Source organism: Sodalis sp. RH15, assembly GCF_047324255.1.
Classification (GTDB): Bacteria; Pseudomonadota; Gammaproteobacteria; order Enterobacterales; family Enterobacteriaceae; genus Acerihabitans; species Acerihabitans ligni.
This window is the reverse complement of sequence record NZ_CP178738.1, coordinates 2873779-2896447: the sequence shown is the minus strand read 5'-3', so window position 1 is coordinate 2896447 and position 22669 is coordinate 2873779. Positions and strand designations below refer to the sequence as shown.

At 54.2% G+C, this 22669-nt stretch carries 20 protein-coding genes and 1 pseudogene; 7 read left to right on the top strand and 14 right to left on the bottom strand.

Annotated elements, in window-relative coordinates; translation table 11 throughout:
- Positions 1-34: 34 nt before the first annotated feature.
- From ACL2XO_RS13335 to ACL2XO_RS13320, 4 genes are read right to left on the bottom strand one after another with little or no spacing between them, the layout of a single operon-like run.
- A complete protein-coding gene (locus tag ACL2XO_RS13335; RefSeq protein WP_413742926.1) occupies positions 35-1306 on the bottom strand; it encodes an FAD-dependent oxidoreductase in 1272 nt (423 codons plus the stop codon).
- A gap of 45 nt (positions 1307-1351) precedes the next feature.
- Positions 1352-1597: a 2Fe-2S iron-sulfur cluster-binding protein gene (locus ACL2XO_RS13330; protein WP_413724260.1), complete on the bottom strand. Its 246-nt coding sequence runs from the start codon at positions 1595-1597 to the stop codon at positions 1352-1354.
- Entirely contained in the window at positions 1594-2730 is a 1137-nt protein-coding gene (locus tag ACL2XO_RS13325; protein WP_413742925.1) for an NAD(P)/FAD-dependent oxidoreductase, read from the bottom strand. The genes ACL2XO_RS13330 and ACL2XO_RS13325 overlap by 4 nt, the downstream gene beginning before the upstream one ends.
- Positions 2730-3680, bottom strand: a complete 951-nt coding sequence (locus ACL2XO_RS13320; RefSeq protein WP_132921881.1) for a 4-hydroxyproline epimerase — start codon at positions 3678-3680, stop codon at positions 2730-2732. Before ACL2XO_RS13320 ends, ACL2XO_RS13325 begins: the two co-directional genes overlap by 1 nt.
- Before the next feature lie 281 nt (positions 3681-3961).
- Between ACL2XO_RS13320 and ACL2XO_RS13315 the strand changes: the two genes are divergently transcribed.
- Both ACL2XO_RS13315 and ACL2XO_RS13310 read left to right on the top strand, forming a co-directional pair.
- Positions 3962-4816 carry an AraC family transcriptional regulator gene (locus ACL2XO_RS13315; RefSeq protein ID WP_413724258.1) on the top strand — a complete coding sequence of 285 codons (855 nt, stop codon included), beginning with the start codon at positions 3962-3964 and terminating at the stop codon, positions 4814-4816.
- 184 nt (positions 4817-5000) lie between these two features.
- The gene (locus tag ACL2XO_RS13310) at positions 5001-6605 is read left to right on the top strand and encodes an aldehyde dehydrogenase (NADP(+)) (protein WP_413742924.1); all 1605 of its coding nucleotides are present in this window, start codon (positions 5001-5003) and stop codon (positions 6603-6605) included.
- A gap of 113 nt (positions 6606-6718) precedes the next feature.
- On the opposite strand, the gene ACL2XO_RS13305 is transcribed toward ACL2XO_RS13310, so the two are convergent.
- Genes ACL2XO_RS13305 through ACL2XO_RS13295 form a run of 3 tightly spaced genes read right to left on the bottom strand, consistent with a single transcriptional unit; the run spans position 6719 to position 9880 of the window.
- On the bottom strand, positions 6719-7360 hold the full coding sequence (locus ACL2XO_RS13305) for a retron system putative HNH endonuclease (RefSeq protein ID WP_413742923.1): 642 nt from the start codon (positions 7358-7360) through the stop codon (positions 6719-6721).
- Positions 7345-8937 carry an AAA family ATPase gene (locus ACL2XO_RS13300; protein WP_413742922.1) on the bottom strand — a complete coding sequence of 531 codons (1593 nt, stop codon included), beginning with the start codon at positions 8935-8937 and terminating at the stop codon, positions 7345-7347. The genes ACL2XO_RS13305 and ACL2XO_RS13300 overlap by 16 nt, the downstream gene beginning before the upstream one ends.
- Positions 8915-9880 (bottom strand): retron St85 family RNA-directed DNA polymerase, encoded by a 966-nt coding sequence (locus ACL2XO_RS13295; RefSeq protein WP_413742921.1) that lies wholly within the window; start codon positions 9878-9880, stop codon positions 8915-8917. Before ACL2XO_RS13295 ends, ACL2XO_RS13300 begins: the two co-directional genes overlap by 23 nt.
- A gap of 373 nt (positions 9881-10253) precedes the next feature.
- Here ACL2XO_RS13295 and ACL2XO_RS13290 point away from each other — a divergent pair.
- Positions 10254-11440, top strand: a pseudogene (locus ACL2XO_RS13290) (IS3 family transposase).
- Between the two features lie 403 nt (positions 11441-11843).
- On the opposite strand, the gene msrA reads toward ACL2XO_RS13290, so the two are convergent.
- Both msrA and ACL2XO_RS13280 read right to left on the bottom strand, forming a co-directional pair.
- On the bottom strand, positions 11844-12596 hold the full coding sequence (msrA, locus tag ACL2XO_RS13285; RefSeq protein WP_413742920.1) for a peptide-methionine (S)-S-oxide reductase MsrA: 753 nt from the start codon (positions 12594-12596) through the stop codon (positions 11844-11846).
- Positions 12597-12613: 17 nt separating this feature from the next.
- Positions 12614-14389, bottom strand: a complete 1776-nt coding sequence (locus tag ACL2XO_RS13280) for a cytochrome c biogenesis protein DipZ (RefSeq protein ID WP_413742919.1) — start codon at positions 14387-14389, stop codon at positions 12614-12616.
- A 526-nt stretch (positions 14390-14915) separates the two neighbouring features.
- On the opposite strand from ACL2XO_RS13280, the gene ACL2XO_RS13275 reads away from it, so the two are divergent.
- Together ACL2XO_RS13275 and ACL2XO_RS13270 are read left to right on the top strand one after the other, a co-directional pair.
- The gene (locus tag ACL2XO_RS13275) at positions 14916-15098 is read left to right on the top strand and encodes an ash family protein (protein WP_413742918.1); all 183 of its coding nucleotides are present in this window, start codon (positions 14916-14918) and stop codon (positions 15096-15098) included.
- Positions 15073-15408, top strand: coding sequence for a DUF5375 family protein (locus ACL2XO_RS13270; protein WP_413742917.1), 336 nt, complete (start codon positions 15073-15075; stop codon positions 15406-15408). Before ACL2XO_RS13275 ends, ACL2XO_RS13270 begins: the two co-directional genes overlap by 26 nt.
- A 754-nt stretch (positions 15409-16162) precedes the next feature.
- Here ACL2XO_RS13270 and ACL2XO_RS13265 read toward each other — a convergent pair.
- From ACL2XO_RS13265 to ACL2XO_RS13255, 3 genes are all read right to left on the bottom strand, one after another.
- Positions 16163-16576, bottom strand: coding sequence for a hypothetical protein (locus tag ACL2XO_RS13265; RefSeq protein WP_413742916.1), 414 nt, complete (start codon positions 16574-16576; stop codon positions 16163-16165).
- 2 nt (positions 16577-16578) lie between these two features.
- Positions 16579-17706 (bottom strand): hypothetical protein, encoded by a 1128-nt coding sequence (locus ACL2XO_RS13260; protein ID WP_413742915.1) that lies wholly within the window; start codon positions 17704-17706, stop codon positions 16579-16581.
- Positions 17707-17790: 84 nt separating this feature from the next.
- Complete coding sequence (locus tag ACL2XO_RS13255) at positions 17791-18300, bottom strand: PAAR domain-containing protein (protein WP_413742914.1); 510 nt, start codon at positions 18298-18300, stop codon at positions 17791-17793.
- A gap of 482 nt (positions 18301-18782) precedes the next feature.
- On the opposite strand from ACL2XO_RS13255, the gene ACL2XO_RS13250 reads away from it, so the two are divergent.
- Positions 18783-19553: a GntR family transcriptional regulator gene (locus ACL2XO_RS13250; protein ID WP_413742913.1), complete on the top strand. Its 771-nt coding sequence runs from the start codon at positions 18783-18785 to the stop codon at positions 19551-19553.
- A gap of 187 nt (positions 19554-19740) precedes the next feature.
- Here ACL2XO_RS13250 and ACL2XO_RS13245 read toward each other — a convergent pair whose 3' ends face one another.
- Both ACL2XO_RS13245 and ACL2XO_RS13240 read right to left on the bottom strand, forming a co-directional pair.
- Complete coding sequence (locus ACL2XO_RS13245; RefSeq protein ID WP_413742912.1) at positions 19741-20616, bottom strand: ROK family protein; 876 nt, start codon at positions 20614-20616, stop codon at positions 19741-19743.
- Positions 20613-21305 (bottom strand): N-acetylmannosamine-6-phosphate 2-epimerase, encoded by a 693-nt coding sequence (locus ACL2XO_RS13240; RefSeq protein WP_413724250.1) that lies wholly within the window; start codon positions 21303-21305, stop codon positions 20613-20615. Before ACL2XO_RS13240 ends, ACL2XO_RS13245 begins: the two co-directional genes overlap by 4 nt.
- A 344-nt stretch (positions 21306-21649) precedes the next feature.
- Here ACL2XO_RS13240 and ACL2XO_RS13235 point away from each other — a divergent pair, with 344 nt between their 5' ends.
- Positions 21650-22663 carry a Gfo/Idh/MocA family protein gene (locus ACL2XO_RS13235; RefSeq protein WP_413724249.1) on the top strand — a complete coding sequence of 338 codons (1014 nt, stop codon included), beginning with the start codon at positions 21650-21652 and terminating at the stop codon, positions 22661-22663.
- The last annotated feature ends 6 nt before the right edge of the window (positions 22664-22669 follow it).

The window sequence follows — 22669 nt, the reverse complement described above, 5'->3', positions numbered from 1 at the left end:
TGTCCCGGGACGGGGAAAATCCGCCGATTGCCCCCTAGGGGTTTTTATCCGCCCCCTCCCCCATTTTGACCAGGGTAGACAGCCTAGCGGGCGCCAGCGGTACGCGGGGCGTCGCCAGCGGCCAGCCCAGCAAAAAACGCGCCGCGCCACCGCAGACTTTGCCCTGGCAGGCGCCCATGCCGCAGCGGCTGTAAATTTTAGCCTGCCGCCAGTCCGCCGCGCCGGAAATCTGCTGCAGGGCGACGTCTTCGCAGCGGCACACCAGCGTGTCCGGCCGGGACAACTGCTTTAACTTGCCGTCCAGGCGGAAGGCGCGTTCCATCCCCCGTGCGAATCGCCGCCAGTGACGGCGTTCCCGCCATAGCCTGGCGGCCTCTTCCCGGTTGCCGCTGGCGGCATAGCCGGCGATTTTGCCGGTAACCAGCGCCAGTTCGCTGCCGCCGACCCCGGCGCATTCGCCGGCGGCGTAGATACCCGCCCGGCTGGTTTGCTGCCACTCATCCACCCGTATTGCCTGTCCTTCAATGGCACAGCCCAGCACCAGAGCCGGTTCAATATTGGCCAGCAGACCGAAGCCGCAGGCCAGCCGGTCGCACGCCACGCTTATGCGCCGCCGTCCCTGGCGGACAATCACCCGTTCTACCTTGCCCTCGCCTTCCGCCGCCAGCACATGGCTGTTGAACCGATAATGCGGATCGGTCAGGGAAAAGGACTGCCGCAGCTTGTCCGGCCAGCGCCATAGGCCCAGGAAAAGCCGCCCCAGGCGCAGCGCGGGCGCCTGCTCCGCCAGTAAAACCACCTTGCCGCCGGCTTTTTTGACCGCCTGCGCCGCCGCCAGCAGCAAAGGTCCGCTGCCGGCCAGGGCGATTCGCTGGTCTTTCACCGGCAACCCGCTCTTGATAAAGGCCTGCAGCGCTCCCGCCCCGCTGACCCCCGCCAGGGTCCAGCCAGGAAACGGCAACAGCAGTTCCCGCGCCCCGCTGCAAAGAATCAGCCGCTCATAGCGGATAATGCCGCTGGCGGTCTCCTGCTCATACAGCCACCGTTTGTCCCCTACCGGGGCGATAAGCTTGGCGCCGCAGAGCAAGGAGACGTTAGGCAGTTGATCAAGCTGCCGCAGGTAATGCCGGGCCCCTTCCGGCAGGCTTACCGCCGGGCCATCGCGCCAGATCTGGCCGCCGGGAAAGGGATTGTCATCCAGAATGATGATGTTTATGCCGCTTTTCGCCGCGGCGCAGGCCGCCGCCATGCCGGCCGGGCCGGCCCCCACGATAAGCAGCTCACAGCTGAAATCCCGGTCAAGCATGGCGGGTGAATCCTCTCGATAGGCATAAGTCCAGGTCAAGCATGACTATTGAATCCTCTCGATATGCATATTTTCCCGGCAAATCGTTTGACACGCCGGGCGTCGCAGTCCGTTAACGGTCACCCGGCACTCCTGGCAAATACCCATGCCGCAAAACGGCGTTCGCCACTGCCCGGACACCGAGCATCGGGTGGTCTGCTTATCGGTATAGGCCAGGGCGGCCGCCACGGTTATTCCGGCCGGAACGGTAAAAAACTGCCCGTCCACCACGATGGAAATCAATAGCGTCATGGCGTCTCCTCTACTGAATGGGAGGTAGAATCCGTGGTAAGCAGCCGCGCGGGCAGATAGGGCGTATCGTCTATTTCCGGCCGCCGTTGGCGGATTTGCGCGGCGATAATGGCGGCGCTGCCCAGGGCGGTGGTCACCCCCAACCCCTCATGTCCCAGCGCCAGCCACAGGCCGGGATAATCAGGGTGAGGACCCAGCAGCGGCAAGCCGTCGGCGGCGGCGGCGCGAAACCCGGTCCAGCAGCGGATAATGTTCATTTCCGCCAGCGCCGGCATCCATGACCGCGCCCGCGCCAGCATGGCGGCCAGCACCTCGCCGTCCACGGCCGGATCGAGAGAGTCAAACTGGCGCGACGAACCGATAAACAGCTGTCCGGTGGGACGGGGCTGCAGATTGAACGCCACCGAGGTGCCGCTGGCGGCGTGGGCGCTGGCGCCGTAGCCCAGTTCCACCAGTTGGTGCCGCACCATGGGGGTATAGCGATCGGTAATGGCCAAATGGCCTTTTTTAGCCCGCAGAAAACGGCTGCCCAGCAGCGCATCGGCGCCCAGGCCGTTGGCGACGACGATGGCCGGCGCCGTTAGACGCTCTCCGCTTGCCAATATCACCACGTCTCCCTCAATGGCCGCCGCTTCCCCCGCCAACCGGGTGATGCCCGGCTGTGATGCCAGCCAGCGGCCGGCGGCCGGGGCATACAAAATGCCATCCCCCGCCACCCGCAATCCCCCCGCCAGGCCGGAGCGCAGGGCGGGTTCCATTTGCGCCACCTGGGACGGAGTCAGCATTTCGCTGTGAACGCCGCAGTGCGACAGCCGCCGCTGTTTTTCCGCCGCCACGTCCATTTCTTCGTCGGTTTCCGCCAGCCACAGGGTGCCGCATCCCCGCCAGGCACAGTCATCCGGCAAGTCGGACACCAGTTCCCGCCACAGCCCAAGGCTGTAGCTGCTAAGCCGCAGTTCCGCCGGATTATCGTCAATGCACACCAGATGCCCCATGCCCGCCTGGGTGGCGCCGCTCCCCTGATTATCCACCAGCAGTACGTCCATGCCGTCCGCCGCCAGGCGACGGGCGCAGGCGGCGCCGATAATGCCCGCGCCGATGACGATGGCATCGGCCCCCTGGCTTTGCCCCATCAGCCGATACCCCAGACAAAGGGGTCCCGGTTATCCAGCAGCAGGGTGTTGTCGCCGCAGACAAACGCCGAGCCGCGAATGGAGGGTATAATCTGATTCTCATCAAGACGCCGGTACGAAGCGGTAAACTCACTGCCGATAACGCTGGCCTGCCGCCATTGCTCGCCGGGCTGCAATTTGCCGTCCGCCGCCAGACAGGCCAGCTTGGCGCTGGTGCCGGTGCCGCAAGGGGAACGGTCATACGCCTTGCCCGGACAGAGCACGAAGCTGCGGCTGTCCGCATGGGCATCGTCGGAAAAAAGCTCGATATGATCGATAAGCCCGCCGTCATCGCCAGTAATATTATGCTGCTCCAGCGCCTGGCGCACCGCCCAGCCGTAAGCGGTCAGCGCCTCCAGATTGCCGGTATCCACCGCCAGCCCGTGTCCGCTTATCAGGAAAAACCAGTTGCCGCCCCAGGCGATATCGCCGCAGACCCGGCCATAACCCGGTACTTCCAGCGCCACCTGCCGCCCGGCGCGGCGGGCGGGCACATTCTCCACCGTCACGCTGCCGTCGTCGTGCAGGGTGGCCCGCACATCCCCAACCGGCGTTTCAATCAGGTGCTCGCCCACGGAAATCCGTCCCAGATAGGCCAGCGAAGCCACCAGACCGATAGTGCCGTGGCCGCACATACCCAGGTAGCCGCTGTTATTGAAAAAAATCACGCCGGCGGCGGCCCGGGACGAACAGGGGGTACACAGCAGCGCCCCCACCAGTACATCGTTGCCGCGCGGCTCGAGAATAACGGCTTTTCGCCATGGGTCGAACTCCCCGGCCAGACGCGCTTTGCGTTCCGCCATGCTACCCTGACCTAGATCGGGAAATCCCTCGATGATAAGGCGGGTCGGTTCGCCGGCGGTATGGGAATCGATGGCGCGTACCGCGGTATAACGAGAAGATAATGTCACAGCTGCCCCCGGTGGTTCTTGCGAGTGTTAAAGCAGAGTGGACCCATTGCCCCCGCCGGCGCTTGATGCCTTTCCACAGCACATATGGAGAAAACGGCATAGCCCCGCCGCTGGTTTATACACGCCATACTTCACGTAGCAGCCTTCCGGCAACTTGAATTTTACCCTATATAATCAAATCCTATCGCCCGGACGCTTTACTCCACCCGGCGGCACAGGCATGCTTACCTCATTCCTGTTGCACCAGTTCCCTGTTGATCCAGCGATAAGAGACGGTCCTTATGTGGTCAGCGCCAGTTGATATTCCGTCCTCACGGCTACCCGCCGGCGGCGAGGACAGCGATAACCCGGCCGATGCGCAGTCCGCGCGCCGGACGTTTTCATCGCTCCGTGCCGGTCTGACGCAGCGTCGGCCCGAAGACATGGACAGCCTGCTGGACGCCGTCGCGCTGCTGCTGCCGTTGCTGGACGCCATTTCCGGCGTGGTATTTTTTATCAAGGACGGCGAAGCGCGCTATCTGATGGCCAACCAGACCCTGGCGACCCGTTGCGGATTCAAGAACGTCGACGCGCTGCTGGGGAAAACCTCGGCACAGGTATTTCCCTCCAGGCTGGGCGTGGGTTATATCGAGCAGGATTTCCAGGTGATGCGCACCGGCGTGCCTATCGAGGATCAACTGGAGCTGCATTTCTACAGCGGCCGCAAAACCGGCTGGTGCCTGACGCAAAAACTGGCTCTCTACGATCGCCAGGGCAGGCTAATCGGCATGGCGGGCATCTCCCACGATCTCCAGGAGACCCGCGCCAATCACCCGTCTTACCAGAGCCTGCTTGCCATGGAGAGCCATATCCGGCTTAATTTCCATCGCCCGGTGGCCATGGAAGAGCTGACCCGGATTACCGGCCTGTCCGTGGCGCAAATCGAACGCTACTGCAAACGTATTTTTCAGCTCACCCCGCGCCAGATAATCCACAAAATCCGGCTGGAGAAGGCCACCGAGCTGTTAAGCGGCGCCCTGCCCATCACCGATATCGCCCTGCAGTGCGGTTATACCGATCACAGCGCCTTCAGCCGCCAGTTCAAGGCCATGACCGGCACCACCCCCAGCGATTTTCGCGCCAGCCTGCGGGTATAAAATCTTTATCCGGCCGCACGCGTTAGCGAAAGCCGATTATGCCGTGCTACGCCGTCCGCTGTGCCGATTTCGCCGGCAGGCACGTCGAAAATCCTCAAGCCGCCGCCGGTAATAACCGTCAAGGTAACCCTATGTGTCAACAGGGCAGGCATCCTCATGCGCGCCTGCCATCGGGAGGAGCACCATGTCTGTTTCACACACCGCCGCCGCCGGCGGACAGTTTATCGCCGGTGAACGGGTGGCCGCGGGCCGGGATATCATTCACAGCCTGTGCGCCGCCACCGGCGAACCCACCGGCCATGACTATGCACAGGCCACCCCCGAGGAAGCCCGCTTATCAGCGCAGGCCGCGGCTGCCGCCTTCCCGGCCTACAGCCAGACCGACAGCGCCCGGCGCGCACGGTTTTTAAATGCCATCGCCGACGAAATCGATGCCCTGGATGACAGCTTCCTGCAGCTGGCACATCTGGAAACCGCTCTGCCCCTGCCCCGTCTGCAGGGAGAAAAAGCCCGCACCAGCGGTCAGCTGCGCCTGTTTGCCCGATTGCTGGCCCGCGGGGATACGGAAAATGTTCGTATCGATACGGCGCTGCCGGGCCGCAAGCCGCTGCCCCGGCCGGATCTGCGCCAGTATCAACTGCCCCTCGGCCCGGCGGCGGTATTCGGCGCCAGCAATTTCCCGCTGGCGTTCTCCACCGCCGGCGGCGATACCGCCTCGGCCCTGGCGGCCGGCTGCACGGTAGTGTTCAAGGCCCACAGCGGCCATCCGGCCACCGCCGAAGGCATTGCCCTGGCCATTGAGCGGGCCCGGCTGGCGCAAAACCTGCCGGCGGGGGTGTTTAACATGATTTATGGCGACTTTATCGGCGCCGAACTGGTGCAGGCGCCGGAAATTCAGGCGGTGGGCTTTACCGGCTCCCTGAAAGGCGGACGGGCGCTGTTTGATCTGGCGGCCCGGAGGCCGCAGCCCATCCCGGTGTTTGCCGAGATGTCCAGCGTCAACCCGCTGCTGCTGCTGCCCAACGCCGTAAAGGCGCGGGGCGAACAGATTGCCAAGGACCTGGTGGGCTCTTTTACCCTGGGGGCGGGCCAGTTCTGCACCAAGCCGGGTCTGATTATTGGCGTGGCCGGAGAGGATTTTGACCGGTTTATCGGCCAATTGACCCGGTGGGTCAATGCCGCCCCGCCGCAGTTTATGCTGCATGCGGGCATCCTGGAAAATTACCGGCAGGGCGTGGCGCGCTGGGACCGGCATCCGGCGCTGCGGCGGCTGGCGCAAGGCAAGTCCGCCGATAACCAGGCGGCATCCCGGCTCTATCAGGGAGATAAAGATCTGCTGCTGTCCGCCATGGACCCGGTGTTGCAGGAGGAAGTCTTCGGTCCGCTGGCGGTAGTGGTAACAGTGGCCGATCTTGAGGAACTGCTGGTTGCCCTTGACCATTTGCAGGGACAGCTCACCGCCACGATCCTGGCGGAGCCGGCGGATTTACCGCTGACCAGCCCCCTGTGCCGGCGCCTGCTGCATAAAGCCGGCCGAGTGCTGTTCAACGGCTACCCCACAGGGGTGGAAGTGAGCGACGCCATGGTGCACGGCGGTCCCTGGCCCGCCACCTCCGACGCCCGCGGCACCTCCGTCGGCACCCTGGCCATCAGCCGTTTCCAGCGGCCGGTATGCCTGCAAAACTGGCCGGCGGAACTCTTGCCGCCGCCGCTGCAGGATGCCAACCCGCTGAACCTGCTGCGGCTGGTGAACGGCGAATATACCAGGGATGCCATTACTGTCGGCTAACGTTGTTCGATGAAAACCGACCAATATATGCGGCAATTCTATCAAGCAACGCAAGATCACCACTTGCTTACATTTGTTCTTAGGATGTGAGACATATCAGTTGCTTGATTCAGTTACAGCTTGGTTGAGAGATATGCTTCGACTAGACCGCAATACTCTCTAAGCTTCCCTTGCGCATTTGGAATACGATACTCATCTAACAGCCGCTGGATTTCGGCCTTGGTACGTTTACCATTTTTACATGAAAGGCTTACGCGCAAGGACGTTAGTATATAAGAGCGGTTTTGAACAAGTCGTTCTTTATTCAGGTTCAGGACTCCATTTATTTGTCCGGCGAACTCTTCATCAGTTGAGTCGATCTTTCCTAGGCCGTCATATTTTATCAGTGCGTTGACTCGGTCTTGCGGCCTACTAGGATTGAATTTAAGCGCATGATTTCCTTTACGGCTGTCGCACGTCTGACTGACAAACCGCTCACCCTCGTATCCCATACAGCAGCCTAACAAGTTTGAATAATCGAGCTGAAGGAGCGGGTAATCTGACTGACACGCCCAGTGCTCGACCTTCATATTAGACGCAGTTATGCGAACCATACAATAGGCGCACAGATGCCCTTGTTCAGCCAGCAATGATGCTCTGATGGTATCCTTTACATGAGTAAAATCAGGTCCATCATATTCTCCCCCACCTAAACGATATTCTTGGAGTAAACGTGGTTCAGCCGCTTTGCTTATCTCCCTCATTCCTTGTCCCATCCGTGAAGCTCAATATCAAATTTAGCACTAACAAACTCAGGGATTTCACCGTTCAGTTCATGTTCAGTCTCGGCAATTTTACGTTTTGCTGCCTCAAGTTCGCCATTGGAAATGAGCTTAAAAATGTCATCAATTTTTTTCTGAACTTCAGGTGAGCGGTCTAATTTTTGCCTGCCTGTATTCATGATTTCATTGAGTACTTGATTGGATGTCAAACCATATGATTGTTCAGGAGAAGAACTGTTGAAATTGCCGTTCTCATCTTTACCAAGCATAAAAATTCGATCGTGCTTTACTTCACTAATAATTTGAGGAGAGTGCGTAGAGACAATAAACTGACAATTAGGGAAAACCGTATTCAAATTTTTGAGAATGTTGCGTTGCCACTCAGGGTGAAGATGTAAATCAATTTCATCAATTAGTATGATCCCCGCAGAAAGCAGCGGATTTTCCGATAACGGATTAAGCAAAATCATCCTTCTACAGACATCGAGGACAAGTGCGAGTAATGACTTCTCTCCTTGAGAAAGCTGAAGGACATTAATTTTTTTCTTATCTTTTGCAACTGAAAGATGAAGGGTGGGTTTCAGTTCAACGTTCAAATTACTGAAGCCTTCCATGAATAGTGGAATGGCGCTATTAATTATTAATTGCGTTTTTTTAGCGCTACTGCTTTCTTCAGGTCCCTGGCGTGATTTGATACTTGCTATAAGCTCATCAAGCTTCTGCCGAGATTTTGTGTCCGTTAAAGCTAACGCCTCCAGCGAAGCAAGAATATCGGGATCAATCTTTGGGGTATTCCCTGACTCGTGTCTGACTAAGTCATCGAGGCGCTTATACCAGCGGAAAAAACTTTTGAAATCTGCCTTACCCGAAAGTGCATTATTGTATCCGTCAAAACGGCTGGCTATTTCACTGGAAGAGGTTTCATCGAATTCGACCACATCCCTTGCATTGATGTCGGTAGAGCGCATCACGCCATAGTATGCCAGAATTGGAAGTTCAAAACGCTCATCGGCCTCACATGCTAACTTATACAGATGTCCCAACCTAGTGAAGTCAGAGTAATAACTTTTCTTATTTACGATGCTACCTTCCTCGACTTCACACAATTCAAGCGTCGCGTTGTAATTTTTGTTAAGCTTTACTTTTGCTATTACGGAACCGTAGCCATCATTATTACCCAGACTGATATCTGCTTTATCAATGTCTTTAGCTCTTCCGCCTTTATGGACAATCCGCTGTATAAGCCAACTAAGGCTTTGGGAAACAGCATCCAGTACAGTCGTTTTACCTGCCCCATTATTGCCTACCAGCACCTGGACCTGCCCGTTTGTAAATTCCAGACTGAGACGATCTACAATTTTGATATTGAGGAGAGACAGTAACGAGAGTTCAATTTTCTGATGCCGAAATTGTGTTAACGCAAGCTCAAGATATTCACGCGCTTTAACAACATCCGCCTCTACAAACCGACCACTGTGATAGTAGGTATAAAGCTGATAAGCCGCATTGATATCGCCCTTTCGGGCTTTTAAGGCAAGCTTAATGAATTTATTTTTCGCTATATGTTCCATCCGCTTTCCTCAGTTTTATCAGTTCTATGACGGTACGGTCAGAGTATTTTCTGACCATGCTGGTCTTGAATTCGGGTTCAATATGGAAGGCAAATGACAATAACCCTTGCAGGTAGTAGGTCATTTCAGGCTCAAGCAAACCAAGTGTGTATTTATGGATGAGAGAGGAGATAAATCGCTTTCGATCTCGACCTATAGACAATGTACCTTGCGTCGTCAGCGTTACGCCCGTTATGTGGCGGTTATGGGCTTTGGAAGTAAAGATGGTTTTACGATCGTTCAACGTTATTCTGTTGTGGTATTGCTTGTTGAGAAAGGTCCTAACCGCATCTGGCAAAGTGAATAAGATGTTTTTGTGATGCGTAGAAAATGTAAGATCATCAGCATAACGGGAGTAAATAATTCCACATTGTTCACACAGTTTAGTAAACGTTTCATCAAAGAGATACATTATGATGTTTGATACGAGTGGTGAGCTGGGAGCACCGACGCTTAAAGATAGTCTTCCCGACTGATTTTTTGCTTTGTTCCAGAATAGTGCTTTTGTTAATAATCTTTCTTCAGCGCATGAGAGCTCAAACTCATTCCATGCACACGCCATAAAAAGTAGTTCAGGCGTGATACTATTGAAAAAATTCGAGAAATCCATTTTAAGAATGTAAGGGTTGTCAGCATGCAAGATTGCGTTTTGCTTGATCCCTGATCCTTTTTTATAAGCAACAGCGCTCGAGTGGACCCGAAAATGGGATTCCAGAATATGAATAAGGTGATACTGAAAAGCCTTGAGCGCACGCGATGGATGGGCAATTATTCTTTCTCCACCATTTCGTTTAGGAATGCTATAAACCTTATATCGGTTGGGTGCATTGAAAAGGAACCTGTCAATTTGCCTGCGGTTAAGTGACTGGATCTCAATCATTTTAGAATAAAGGTGAAGGCGCATCCCAGATCCTCAGGCAAAGCAGAGACATGTTTAGAAAAAAATGTGGCAAACCGGTACGTTGGTTTGCCACTGCCCTTTACTAAAGGATGCGGTAGTCGTTCTCCGCAGCCGCGAAGGTTTATCAGCGGCTGCGGAGAACGACTACCGCAACCACGAAACCCAACAATAAGTTAGAGTCTGGCTAATCGCCCGACTAGACGTAACCGTCTGAACGCTAAAGGACTTACTTAGTGTACTTCATTGGATAGAGCGCTTCAACGTTTCGCGAAACTCCAGCGGTGCCAGTCACTATGGCCAACCCATACTTGTTGATCCTACCCAGATTTGACGGACACACTGTTAAGTGAGGTAAACTCATTTACGGAGGTGTTCCATGACAAAATCGACAGCTGCTAAAAATAAGCCGCGTAATCAATCCACGCCCGAGTTTCGCGAGCAAGCGTTGGCACTGGCCGACACTGTTGGCGTGGCCCAAGCTGCCCGAGAACTCAATCTCTATGAATCACAACTTTATACGTGGCGTTCTAAAACACGCCAGCAGAACAACAACGGTGAGCGGGAACAACAGCAACTCGCCGAGATCGCCCGCCTTAAGCGCCAACTCGCTGAGAAAGATGAGGAATTGGCCATTCTCCAAAAGGCGGCCACCTACTTCGCCAATCGCCTGAAATGAAGTATGTGTTTATGAAAAATCATCAGGTAATATTTAAGGTAAAAAGCAAGGCGTGTGTTGCATGCTTCTCGCAGTGGTTTCTATGCTTGGCTGCCTCGTCAAAGAGTACCGTCATCTCGCCAGCAGGCCAGGCAAACCCGCGATACCCAAATCCTTGCTGCATTTAATCAAGCCAAACAGCGTTATGGCGCGCCGAGACTCACCCTGGACTTACGTGAAGCTGGTTTTGGCTGGAATCGCAAAACAGTCGCGGATAGTCTGCGTCGCCAGGGGTTGAAAGCGCGTGCAGCACGGCGGTTTAAAGCCACGACGAATAGTAATCACAGTCTGCCGGTGGCACCTAACCTGTTGAATCAATGCTTTAACGCTGACATCCCGAATCAGAAATGGGTAGGTGACATTACGTACTTGTGGACAGAAGAAGGTTGGTTATATCTTGCTGTTATTATGGATCTTTATTCGCAAGCGATAGTGGGTTGGTCCATGTCTGAACGGATGACGGCAAAACTGGCCTGCGACGTTTTGGAAATGGCGTTACAAAGAAGGAAAAAACCTCGTGATATTATTGTGCGCACTGATCGAGGTAGTCGATATTGCTCCCAAGATTACAGCAATATACTGAAAAAAACAAGTTAAAGCCAAGTATGAGTGCGAAAGGATGTTGTTATGATAATGTTTGTGCGGAAAGTTTTTTCCATAGCCTGAAGGTTGAACTAATCCACGGAGAACATTTTACCACCAGACAAATGATGAAAGATGCGGTGTTCAGCTATATTGAAATCGACTATAACCATTATCTTCGGCACAGTGCCAATGGTGGGTTAAGCCCGGAACAATATGAAATAAAGAAAAGAGTAATTGATAACAATAAACAGGAAGCGTGCTAATGGAAATATCTTTACTTTATGCATAGATAATACATACTCAAACAATAATTACGGCGTAAAGTAATAATAATTTTACCCCGGACATTGGTGGCGCATTCCGTCTGATTTATCAATCATAAATCCGGCTCATCCAAGGATCAACGTTATAGTTTAAGGAACTTAATATCAAAGAAATAAAATAATTTCCTGTGATTTAGATGACTCTATTTTTGAAAATTTATGTTTTGTTATCTTTTTTTAATTAACATCAGCCGTTACATTTTGAAGATTTAGAGTTCTAAATCGTCATTTAGCATAACGATGTCTATTTTAATGAAAAATTCTAAAATTCCTCTATCACCACGAACACCCTGTCCGCGGTCTTCTAAAGGAAAACCGCGCTTTGTCCGGGCAACATGCTTGCTTATATCGGCGGCAGCCGATAAGACGACTCCTGCACCTTCACCAGCACCGGGTGATCGCGATACAGGGCCGGGAAAATCTGCTTGAGCGCCGCTACCTTCGGCAAATCGTTAATAACGATATACGGCGCCTCGGGATTATTGGTCAGGTAATTCTGGTGATAGGCCTCGGCCGGGTAAAAATCCCCTTTTTCGAGACGGGTCGCCAGCGGCGCGGCAAACACATGGGCGGCATTCAGCTGGGCGATATACGCCTGCGCCACCTGCTGCTGCGCGGCGGAGCGCGGAAAAATCGCCGAGCGGTACTGCGTGCCGCTGTCCGGCCCCTGCCGGTTAAGCTCCGTCGGGTTGTGGGCCACGGAAAAATAGATCTGCAGCAGGGTGCCGTAGGACACCTTGGTCGGATCGAACACCACCTCCACCGATTCCGCATGGCCAGTGTCGCCGCCGCTGACGGCGTTATAGTTGGCATTTTGCGCCGATCCGCCGGTATAGCCCGCCACCACGCCGGTCACGCCATTAACATGCTGGAATACCCCCTGCATGCCCCAAAAGCAGCCCCCCGCCAGCACGGCGGTCTCCGCATGCACCGTGACGGCGGCCTCATCGCGGGCCGGGGGCGGTATCTTTACCGCGTCTTCAGCGCCGCCCGACGACCAGGCCATGCACTGCCACAGCAGCGCGGTAATGGCAACTGCCGCCGCCAAAACACCGCGGCGGCCCCGGAAAGCGAGAAAGAAAAATCGTTTAGTCATGATAGTCCCCACGGCCGTTAACCAAAGGTAAAGGCGTAAGCTGAAACACCGGCATCCAGAAACTCAATGTCGAAGGTATGCTCGCCCGTGCTGTTCTGCTGGCGAATTAATTGATACAGGCGCTGCTCGGTTACCGTGCCATCCCCCTCAGGGGACACATCGGTACCGTGGGCGCCCGCCGGCGCCTTGCCGTCCAGCGTAACGTGAAAGCGTACCGGTTTGCCGTCTTTGGTCGGGCCCAGCACCAAATGCAGATCCCGGCCGTGGAAGCGGTAGACGATATGTCCGCCGTCGCCGTTCAGCGTCACGCTTTCCGGGCCCACCGTCCAGCGCCCACCGAGCCCCCAATCGTTCAAAGACAGCGTCCCGGGCAGGCTGTAATCCGCCGGCGCATCGTTGACCGCCTGTCCCGAGGCGAAATTCTCCGCCCGCATATAGCCCAGATAAGTCTCGGGCGATACGTCCTGCAGACCGCCGGCGGCCTGCTCCACCCCCTGCCCCTGCACCTGGCTGATGGCGGTAGTGACGTTACGCGCCCCCGCCTCCCGCAACAGCTGCTGAATCACCTGTTCCGACTGCGCATATTCCCCTTCGCCGAAATGCTCATAGCGAATTTCGCCTTTGGCGTCGATAAAATAATGGGCCGGCCAATACTGGTTATTGAACGCGCGCCAAATGCGGTAGTTATTGTCAATGGCGATAGGGTAAGTCACTCCCAGCTTATTGGCCTGCCGCGTCACGTTATTGATATCCCGTTCGAAGGCAAATTCCGGCGCATGGACGCCGATCACCACCAGTCCCTGATCGTGATACTTGGCGGCCCAGGCTTTTACATAAGGCAAAGCGCGCAGGCAATTGATGCAAGAGTAGGTCCAGAAATCCACCACCACCACTTTGCCACGCAGCTGCGCGGCGGTGAGCGGCGGAGAATTCAGCCACTGCACCGCGCCGTCCAGGGACGGCATGGGGCCGTCATCGGTAAGCATAGGCGAGATATCCGCCACGGTTTGCGGCGTGGCGCCGGCCGCCGACGTTTGTGCCAGTGCCGGGGCAGCGCCATGATTGTCGCTCGGCGTGAAGCGGTCCAGCAGCTTTTGTTCGATACCGCCGGTGGAGGCGGTTGAAATCTGCGCCAGTACGCCGGTATCCAGGCCTAAGGCAATAGCCACCACTCCCACCAGCATGGCGCCGCCGATGCCGCGCCGGATCCATTCGCCGGCCCCGAGCGAACGCTTCATCATGCTGAACACCTTGCCGCCGATCAGCAGCGCCAGGGTCAATGAGGTGGCCGCGCCGGCGGCATAGGCCAGCAATAACAGCGTGGTGCCGATGCTGGCCCCCTGCAGGGCGGCGCCGGTAAGCAACAGACCGAGGATCGGGCCGGCGCAGGGCGCCCACAGCAAACCGGTGGCCACGCCCAGCAGCAAGGATACGCCGATGGGCGCCTGTTTATTGCCGGAAGAAAGACGGTCGTTCATGCGGTTGCCCGCCGACACCAGGGGCTGCATCACCCGATCCGCCAGGCGCGGCATCAGCAGCGTCACGCTGAACAGCGCCATCAGGGCCAGCGCCAGCCAGCGGCCATATTGATTGGCCGACGCCACCCATCCGCCCCCCACCGCCGCCAGGGTGGCCACCAGGCTAAAGGTGAGCGCCATGCCCGCCAGCAGCGGCAGTCCGGAGCGCACAAAGGATTGATCCGACCGGGCGAAAACAAACGGCAGAACCGGTAATATACAAGGGCTGGCGATGGTCAACACGCCGCCCAGATAGGCCAGGATTATTAAAATCATAGGATCTCCTTTTCATGATATGGCATCAGCATGCCAAATCAACCCGCCCCGCTCCATGACCGCCGGATGACAAAATTGTCATCCGGCGGATGTGTTCACACTTTCCATGCGCACTGCTGCAACTTATTGTCAAAAAAACAAATTTTTTCCGGCGTAATCTATTAAATTATAGTACTTTCTCGACCGGCAAGCCGATTATTCAACCGAAGCGCCTAAAAGTGATGGATAGACTTAAGAACATGTTCAAACAGGATGATTACAGTTAGTCCAATAAGAAAATATTTTACATACTTTGAGCAATATTAATTTAATGAGTAATTTGTTTATGCAATAAACATTTTTTAAACGAAATCAATTCTCCTTCTGGATAACTTCTTTTTTTATCCGTAATTTAATATAATTCTTTTGCTGCCGATAAATCGTCAGCCGGGATTTGCAGCCCGAGAATCTTTAAGGCGACACTTCACGCGCCCAGCGTGATTTTTTATGTCGAGGCTTTGGTCTATCTGTTATTGCTGATACAAATTTGTTATTGTCCATGGCAACAATGGTAGTCCAGGTAAGGCGACCTTCGGGTTGGCCGGTATCCTTAGAGGCCGGTACTGCAAACCCTGTCTGGGCTGCCACCCAAGAGATTTGCAGCTCCGGTGGCAGTAAGATTTTTACTCTAAGGAAATCGTCCTATGAATACCGCCATTCTTACCACTGAACTTCGCATCGCCCTCTATCGCCGCGTTGCCGCACTGGCTTATCAAAACTTCTGCTTGTCCAATGGTGTTAATCAAACCTTGGCATTGGATGCCCTCGAAATTAAAATTGCTTGGCAAGTCGAAGCGGATCATATCATTGAATACGGATTGGAACAGGGTCCTGAATATGCCTACGAATTTTTACGTGACATGGTTGACCCTGATTTCCTTACTGAACCGCCACAGCTAACGGAGTGGAGAATCGAAGCCATGGAATTGATTGTGCATAGTTGTATTGATGATACTCCTGAAAGCAATATATTGCATTAAACCTTGTTTCACCGGCAGGTCATGAAGCCTGCCGGCTTTATTGATAAATTACGTTGATGCCTGAGCTGTGAAGTGAAGGTAGGGGATGACAGGTGTTAACAGACTCCTGAAAATAGTTGATACTAAAGCGAGTGAATTTCATCGGTAGAAAGGCATTAGGCAATGTCCTGGATATACTAGGTGGGCTCTTGGGCAGTGCGATTTTCTGGCTGTCTCTGTTTTGCATTTTTCATTTTGATACCTGGCTGATAAGGCTATTTTCAATTTTTTCCACGGTTGCTTGTGTCTATCTTGTTAGCAAGTTCGCTGATAAATTTCTCATAGGTAAACGAGGCACTAAGTTGAATTCATTGTATTTATAAGAATATTACATATCAAATCCATAATTATTAACTTAACCATGCACTCCGGCAAGCAGATCACATGGGTTGCTTTTTTTTTCGCAAGACTTGAGATTGCACTCTCTGGAAGTCTGAACAGGTTTCTTATAAAAATACCATCAGGATTATTCGATAACTTCCTTTTATAAACGGACTCGCTCATAGTCATTCATTATTTATTACCTTAATAAAATAGGTTTTATCAAACATTTTCCCAGGGTACATAGTTCCTGACGTGGCCCCGTCAACACGAACCGATATTATTGTAAAAAGAACCTTTAGGATGCCGACAGCCCTCACTAGGCGTTATATACCCCACCTGTCCATGCATAAAAATCACTTATTGAAGCGTATAAAAATGAATGTTTGTCTTATCATTCTATTTTTATGGAATAATATTTATTAAAATATCCAGCTTTTGTATACATATTTGGTGGTGTACGTACTGTAACCTCTACTTGTACCTCTCCACGTTTGCGTGGCATCCCTTTGATTAAAATATAATCATGATATCCACATTTATTGGATTTATCAGCATTAGAGCAGTTTTCAAAATCCGGTTCAGAATATAGACCGGAATCTACTGGAGTTATCTTTACACTCGAATTTCTCTTAGAAAAAGGCAATAGCTCACCATTACTATTAAAATTTGCTAATATTACACCGGAATAATATTGATTAAGTTGCGCATTTGGCAAATAATCTTCTGCAGGTTTGAAACTCACCTTGGTAGAAGTACATGCCGTCACAAAAAAAATTATCGATATAGCAACAAATCTGTATTTCATCTTTATGATATCGGTTTAAAAACCAATCCTCCGAAAGTCCTTTCACAATAATCCCTAATGGTATAATTATTTTTTAGCTTCACACCTGCATCTCCCCATGAAAACACTCTTAAATCAACCTTGTCATTGCTATCGGTATTACGTACCACAGGTAATCCACCTGTTACCCTCACTTGGTCACTCCACACAACCCAATGGTTTTTTATCGGCAAAATTGAAGGATATGTTGCCAACATTCCATCAGATATTAATGTAACGACCCTATATCCTTTACCGGCATATTCATTTAATATTTCCACACCCTGCTGATTGATGTGCGAAAATCCCACATTGCCAAACACTTTTTCATATCCGGCCTTTTCGAACCATTCCGTCAGCTTGCCCCACAAGGTAATGCCGGCCACTTTATCATCGACATTATCATAACGCATCATGGCATTTCCCGAGTCCCTTAGCCCAGCCAGCATCATCCAGTCCAGCCCGGAAACCCGTGAAGAACCCCTGCTATCGTAAAAAGAACCTTTAGGATGCCGGCAGCCTTCACTGGGTGTTATATACAATTCACCTATTTTTGTCCTGCCGTAGCGCCATAGCTCCCGCGCCGCCTGCGCATAGATATCCGGTCGGTCCATTTGCAGGCAATAAAAAAATGCCGCGGGACCGCATAAACTGGTTTCCCCCTGATCAGGATAATCCATGTGATGAAATCGAGAAAAAATCTGCCCTTCAATTTTCTTCTTTTCGAATGGATCAAACGGACTGCCTAGAGGATATTCCTTCGCAATAAACGGCCTTTCCGGAACGAAGATTCTAACAATCTTGGTGTTTTCTCCTTCACTGACCGGACGGGTTTGACCGGTGGTTTCAAAATAGCAAGGGTTTTCAGAATCAATAGCAGAGAATGCTTTTCCTGTGGTCAATTCCTGTAGCGTATACAATCGGCTGAATGGCGTCTCGGAATCACGAATCGTTTTCAGAAGGGTTTTCCGGAATAGAACGACTTCCATGATATAGAGGACGGAAAGCGCATCATTAATGTCCTTGGTGGGATGTCTTTGCGTCTCGTAATTACTTTGTAGCGCCTGCTGTTTCACCTCAATGATTGAGTGTTTATTGCGTTTCGAATCCATTCGGTAAATACATAAATCATACAATAAATAGCTCGGTGGGACATTGGAGCTTATTTTGGTGTGAACCCTATACACTGGCATAATTTAATCCTTTAAAATACGCAGGCAGATATTCTCGGTTGTATCGGCGAAGTGCCACTCTGTATGCCCCTGGTTATCGGTTATGCCTGCTTCTTCATCCCCGTCAGGGAAGATAAGAAGATACCGGCGGCAGCTCAGCGCTTGGCCATTGAGATCGGCACAATGGTAGCGAACGTGATGCCGTGAGTCGCTTGTCTCAGTCTGTACTGACAATGCCTGCGTAGTAAGGGTTAGCGCAGAATGCGTACCGGTGCTGGTGTATTGTGTGGCGGATCCAAACACATAGTGGTCTGAGCAATCGCAGGCCACCCGGTCGCCGGTAGCGGCATAGGGCTGTTTCTCACCCCAGTCAACCGCCGAGGCGATTATCTGAAAGTTTCCGTTGCACTTGCTGCACGAAGCCTTATCCCCGCTTTGCGCGATGGGCTTATTTCCTTCATGCCATGTGGCGGTTGCGGACACCACTTTCCCAAAGCTGGTTTTGTCCCCCAGGCATACCAGTGCTCTTGCCATAATCCTCCTTGAATTTAATGGTCATTCAAACCCGCGACATCCACGCGTAGTCTGACAAACACATACCTTTGTTCATCGTGAATACAGTAACGTTCCCCATCGAGAGCTATTGTTAAGAGGTGCATGTTTTTTAGAATGTCATGTTAATATCTTACGGGAAAAAAACAGGTTATTACCATATCGGTAAGTTAAACGAAACGTATTCCGTTTGATGACAATTTACTTAATACCACTTCATTAATATTGCTGTTAGACAACCTAAAATCATTGATTTCTTAATGCCGGCGTTTCTCCTTGGTAACGTTACCTATCAATAACAGCGAGGTTGCGATAAGCACGAGCTTCAACTTGACCTGACCGGGGTTAAATTGCTGCCGGCTTATGTCCCGCAGCAAATCTTTGTCAACAAATACAGATTTTTGCCGGCATAATCTATTAAAATGAGGGTATCTTCCCCGGCCGGCAAACCCAGTAGCCTACCTATGAGCTTGAAATTGATGGATATGCTGAAAAAACATTGCGATGCCGCCAATCCCGGCGCTGGGCCTTTGTATCAGCGCCTTGAGCAGGGTTTTCGGGAAATGGTGGACAGCGGCGTGATTAAAGCCGGCTATGCCATTCCCAGCGAACGGGAGCTCTCCGAAGGGCTTGGCCTGTCAAGGGTCACCGTGCGGCGGGCGCTGAGCGAGCTGGCGCAGGCGCAGGTGATAGTCCAGCGCCGCGGCGCGCGCAGTACCGTGGCCGGCCGGGTGGAAAAACCCCTCTCCTCCCTTACCAGCTTCAGCGAGGATATGCTGTCCCGCGGTTACCAGCCCGGCACCCGCTGGCTGGAGAAGGAGTTGATCCAGGCCACGCCGTCGGAGACCATCGCGCTGAATCTCAGCCCCGGCGCGCTGGTTTACCGGCTGAAACGTTTGCGCACCGTGGACGACAGGCCGATGGCGGTGGAAATCGCCGTGGTGCCGCAGGCGTTTATCCCGTCCCTCGGGGCCATGGGGGATTCGTTGTATCGGGTGTTTCAACAGGGAGGCACCATGCCGACCCGGGCGCTGCAGCGCATCCGGGCCGAGCCGCTGTCAAAGGCCTATAGCCAACTGCTGGATTTGCCGCCCCACAGCCCGGCGCTGCACGTGGAGCGCCACTGCTATCTGGAGGACGGGCGGCCCATTGAATACACCCATACCTGGTATCGCGGCGACAGCTATGATTTTTTGGTGGAATTGCAGCGGGAAACGCCGCCGAAAAATACGTAAAGTATGAGCGCTGCCCGGCGCGGAGGAAACCCGCAGGTGCCGACGCCCGCCAAGGGATAGGGAGGTCTGTACACGAGGGATCCATCAGGCAATCAGCCTTCAGCAATATGCAATAAATGCTCAATATTAGGCACTCAGGCATTACAGCTGGGGAGAGAAAAGGCGGGGGTAAACCAGAATTCCGCCTTCAGCCCGCCGCCCGCAGCGCCCAATCGGCCGCTCCCAGCAAACCGGCATCGGCGCCGGCGATGGCGCGGCTTACCGGCAGGCGGAACAGCGCCGGCAGCCCATCGAGTTCCCGCCGGATACGTTCGATCATGTCCGCCGCCAGCCCGACGCTGCCGCCGATCACCGCTTCTTCGATATCCATCAGCATCAGGCAGTTGGCGATGGCCTGGGCCACCGCCCGGGCGGCATTATCCACAATGGCCGCCGCGCGTTCATTCTGCGGGATGCGGCTGAACAGCTCACGGCTGTCCATGGGCTTTCCCAGCAATGCCTGGGCCTGGCGCGCCAGGGCGGTGCCGGAGGCCACGTGCTCCAGGCAATCCGTGCGGCCGCAGCCGCACGGGGGGACCGGCGCGTCCAGCGGCGGGATGCTGACGGAGGCATGGCCGATATGTCCCGCCAGCCCGTGAGGGCCGGTGCTCAACTGTCCGTCGCAGATCAAGCCGCCGCCGACGCCGGTAGATAGGGTGATAAACAGCAGATTGTTTACCCTGTCCCGTCGCGGCAGATATTCGCCCCAGGCGGCCGCCTGTGCATCGTTAAGCATCACCACCGGACAAGCGAATTGGCGGCGCAGCACGGCCTGCAGCGGAAAACCTTTCCAAAAGGGAATGGTATTGATATTCACTGAAAATACCTTGCCGTCATGCAAAAAGCCGGTGGCCGCCACCGCCACCCTCTCCGGCGGACGGCCGAAATCGGCCACTTCCCGGACGGCTTCCAGAAACGCCTCTTCGTTATAACGCATCGGCACCTGATGCCGCTCGACAATGCCGCCGTCTTCTATGCGTGCAGCGGAGATTTTGCTGCCGCCGATATCCAAGGCCAGAATCATACGCCCTTGCTCCGTTTTTCCGCGCCCGCCAGCGCGCTGAGATACCATTCGGTAATATGTTCCACCCGGGTGATGGCCGAGCCGACAGTGACGGCAAAAGCGCCGGCTTCAAGAGCCGCCGCCGCCTGCGCCGGTTCACGGATGCGGCCTTCCGCCATGACCCGGTAGCCGCGGGCCGCCAGGGCGGCTATCAATTCCAGATCCGGCCGGTGCATGGGCTGCCCGGCGGTTTCCTCGGTATAGCCGGACAGGGTGGTGCCGATAAGATCGCAGCCCAGCTGCGCTGCGGCAATGCCCTCCGCCAGGGTGGCGCAGTCCGCCATGATAGTCAATTTCAGCGCCCTCGCCCGCCGGTACAGCTCCTCCACCGGCACCGGCCGAACCCGATGGGTGGCATCAAAAGCCACGATACTTGCCCCCGCGGCGGCCAGATCGGTTATATCCTGCAGAAAAGGGGAAATGCGCACCGGTGAATCCGTCAGATCCCGCTTAACGATGCCGATAATGGGAATATGCAAATTCCTCGCCACCTGCCGTATGTTGTTAATGCCCTCAATGCGCACCGCCCCGGCGCCGGCCAGTTCGGCGCTTTTCGCCATCGCCACCACGATATCCGGGTGGTCCATCGGCCCCAGGGAAACGGGTTGGCAGGAGACAACCAGTTGATGTTCGAGCCCGCTCAGGTTCATAACCTACCCAGTCCTTCTTGCTAGTTCAGCGTGGATGATCAGATAAGCATATTAATACCAGATATGTAAACTGGTATTTTAAAATAAAACAAAGGCACCACAATTGCGCATGTTTTGTGACAATGCGCACTGAAATAGTGCTTAAAAATCTGCCATTATCGCTCTAATTACCAGCTTCTATCTCGAATAAAATGCCATGAATGAGTACAAGTATATGTAATTAAATAGTATTATTCATCTGGTATTATACTGGCATGATATTTGTATCATCATCACCCTACCGGACCCCCCTTTTTGGCATCATCCCGAGGGACTCCTGAAACCATGAAAAGAAGGAATGCAGAATGAAAGACCGCATTATCAAGGTCGGCGTGATTGGTGCCGGATTTATGGGTGCCATGCATGCCCGGGTATATCAGCAGTTGTACGGCGTGGAGGTTATCGGCATCGCCGACCCGGATGTGGCCCGCTGCGAAGCGTTGAAACAGTGGATCCCGGCGGTGCAATGCTTTAGCGATTACCAGGAAATGCTGGCGCTGCCGGACCTGGATATGGTGAGCATCTGCACCAAGGATGACTTTCATCTGGCGCCGGCCCTGGCGTCGGCTAAAGCCGGCAAGCATATTTTCCTGGAAAAACCCATCGCCGCCACGCTTGAGGACGGCCAGGCGATCGTCGACGCCGCTCGCGACGCCGGAGTCCGGCTGGGCATCGGTTTTTTGCTGCGCTTCGATCCCCGTTATTCCCGCGCCCGGGAGATTATCGCCTCCGGCGAGGCGGGGGAAATCAGCCATATCGCGGCGCGGCGCAATAGCCCGGCCATCGAGGGACCGGCCCGCTATGGCGGCAGCCTGCCGCTGCCGCTGCATGTCACGGTGCACGATGTGGATATGGTGCTGTGGCTGCTCAAGCATACCCGCCCGGTGACGGTGTATGCGCAGACCACCAATAAACGCCTGGGTCATTTGGGCACGGAAGACGCGGTGTTCGCCATTATCCGTTTTGCCGACGGCGCCGTGGTGAACCTGGAAAGTTCTTGGGCCCTGCCGGCGGGTTCGCGCACCCTGCTGGATGCCAAGATGTCGATCCTGACCACCGGCGGCCTGTTCGAGGTGGAGTGCGGCGAATCCGGCCTCTATTACGCCAGCGAAGAGATGAACCGCTATATCGATACCCAGCACTGGCCGCTGAGCCAGGGGGAAATCAAGGGGGATCTGCGGGAAGAACTGATGGCGTTCATCAGCGATCTGCGCAGCGGCGGCACCAGCGTGGCCACCGGCGAAGAGGCCGGCGAGGCGTTGCGTATCACTCTTGCCATTATGGACTCCGCCCGCAGCGGCGAAATTGTTCACGTCTGAAATCCT

Coding starts and splice junctions, on each gene's coding strand:
- ACL2XO_RS13335 (WP_413742926.1), bottom strand. CDS start 1,306: ATGCTTGACCGGGATTTCAGCTGTGAGCTGCTTATCGTGGGGGCCGGC.
- ACL2XO_RS13330 (WP_413724260.1), bottom strand. CDS start 1,597: ATGACGCTATTGATTTCCATCGTGGTGGACGGGCAGTTTTTTACCGTT.
- ACL2XO_RS13325 (WP_413742925.1), bottom strand. CDS start 2,730: ATGGGGCAAAGCCAGGGGGCCGATGCCATCGTCATCGGCGCGGGCATT.
- ACL2XO_RS13315 (WP_413724258.1), top strand. CDS start 3,962: ATGTGGTCAGCGCCAGTTGATATTCCGTCCTCACGGCTACCCGCCGGC.
- ACL2XO_RS13310 (WP_413742924.1), top strand. CDS start 5,001: ATGTCTGTTTCACACACCGCCGCCGCCGGCGGACAGTTTATCGCCGGT.
- ACL2XO_RS13305 (WP_413742923.1), bottom strand. CDS start 7,360: ATGGGACAAGGAATGAGGGAGATAAGCAAAGCGGCTGAACCACGTTTA.
- ACL2XO_RS13300 (WP_413742922.1), bottom strand. CDS start 8,937: ATGGAACATATAGCGAAAAATAAATTCATTAAGCTTGCCTTAAAAGCC.
- ACL2XO_RS13295 (WP_413742921.1), bottom strand. CDS start 9,880: ATGCGCCTTCACCTTTATTCTAAAATGATTGAGATCCAGTCACTTAAC.
- msrA (WP_413742920.1), bottom strand. CDS start 12,596: ATGACTAAACGATTTTTCTTTCTCGCTTTCCGGGGCCGCCGCGGTGTT.
- ACL2XO_RS13280 (WP_413742919.1), bottom strand. CDS start 14,389: ATGATTTTAATAATCCTGGCCTATCTGGGCGGCGTGTTGACCATCGCC.
- ACL2XO_RS13270 (WP_413742917.1), top strand. CDS start 15,073: ATGAATACCGCCATTCTTACCACTGAACTTCGCATCGCCCTCTATCGC.
- ACL2XO_RS13265 (WP_413742916.1), bottom strand. CDS start 16,576: ATGAAATACAGATTTGTTGCTATATCGATAATTTTTTTTGTGACGGCA.
- ACL2XO_RS13260 (WP_413742915.1), bottom strand. CDS start 17,706: ATGGATTCGAAACGCAATAAACACTCAATCATTGAGGTGAAACAGCAG.
- ACL2XO_RS13255 (WP_413742914.1), bottom strand. CDS start 18,300: ATGGCAAGAGCACTGGTATGCCTGGGGGACAAAACCAGCTTTGGGAAA.
- ACL2XO_RS13250 (WP_413742913.1), top strand. CDS start 18,783: ATGAGCTTGAAATTGATGGATATGCTGAAAAAACATTGCGATGCCGCC.
- ACL2XO_RS13245 (WP_413742912.1), bottom strand. CDS start 20,616: ATGATTCTGGCCTTGGATATCGGCGGCAGCAAAATCTCCGCTGCACGC.
- ACL2XO_RS13240 (WP_413724250.1), bottom strand. CDS start 21,305: ATGAACCTGAGCGGGCTCGAACATCAACTGGTTGTCTCCTGCCAACCC.
- ACL2XO_RS13235 (WP_413724249.1), top strand. CDS start 21,650: ATGAAAGACCGCATTATCAAGGTCGGCGTGATTGGTGCCGGATTTATG.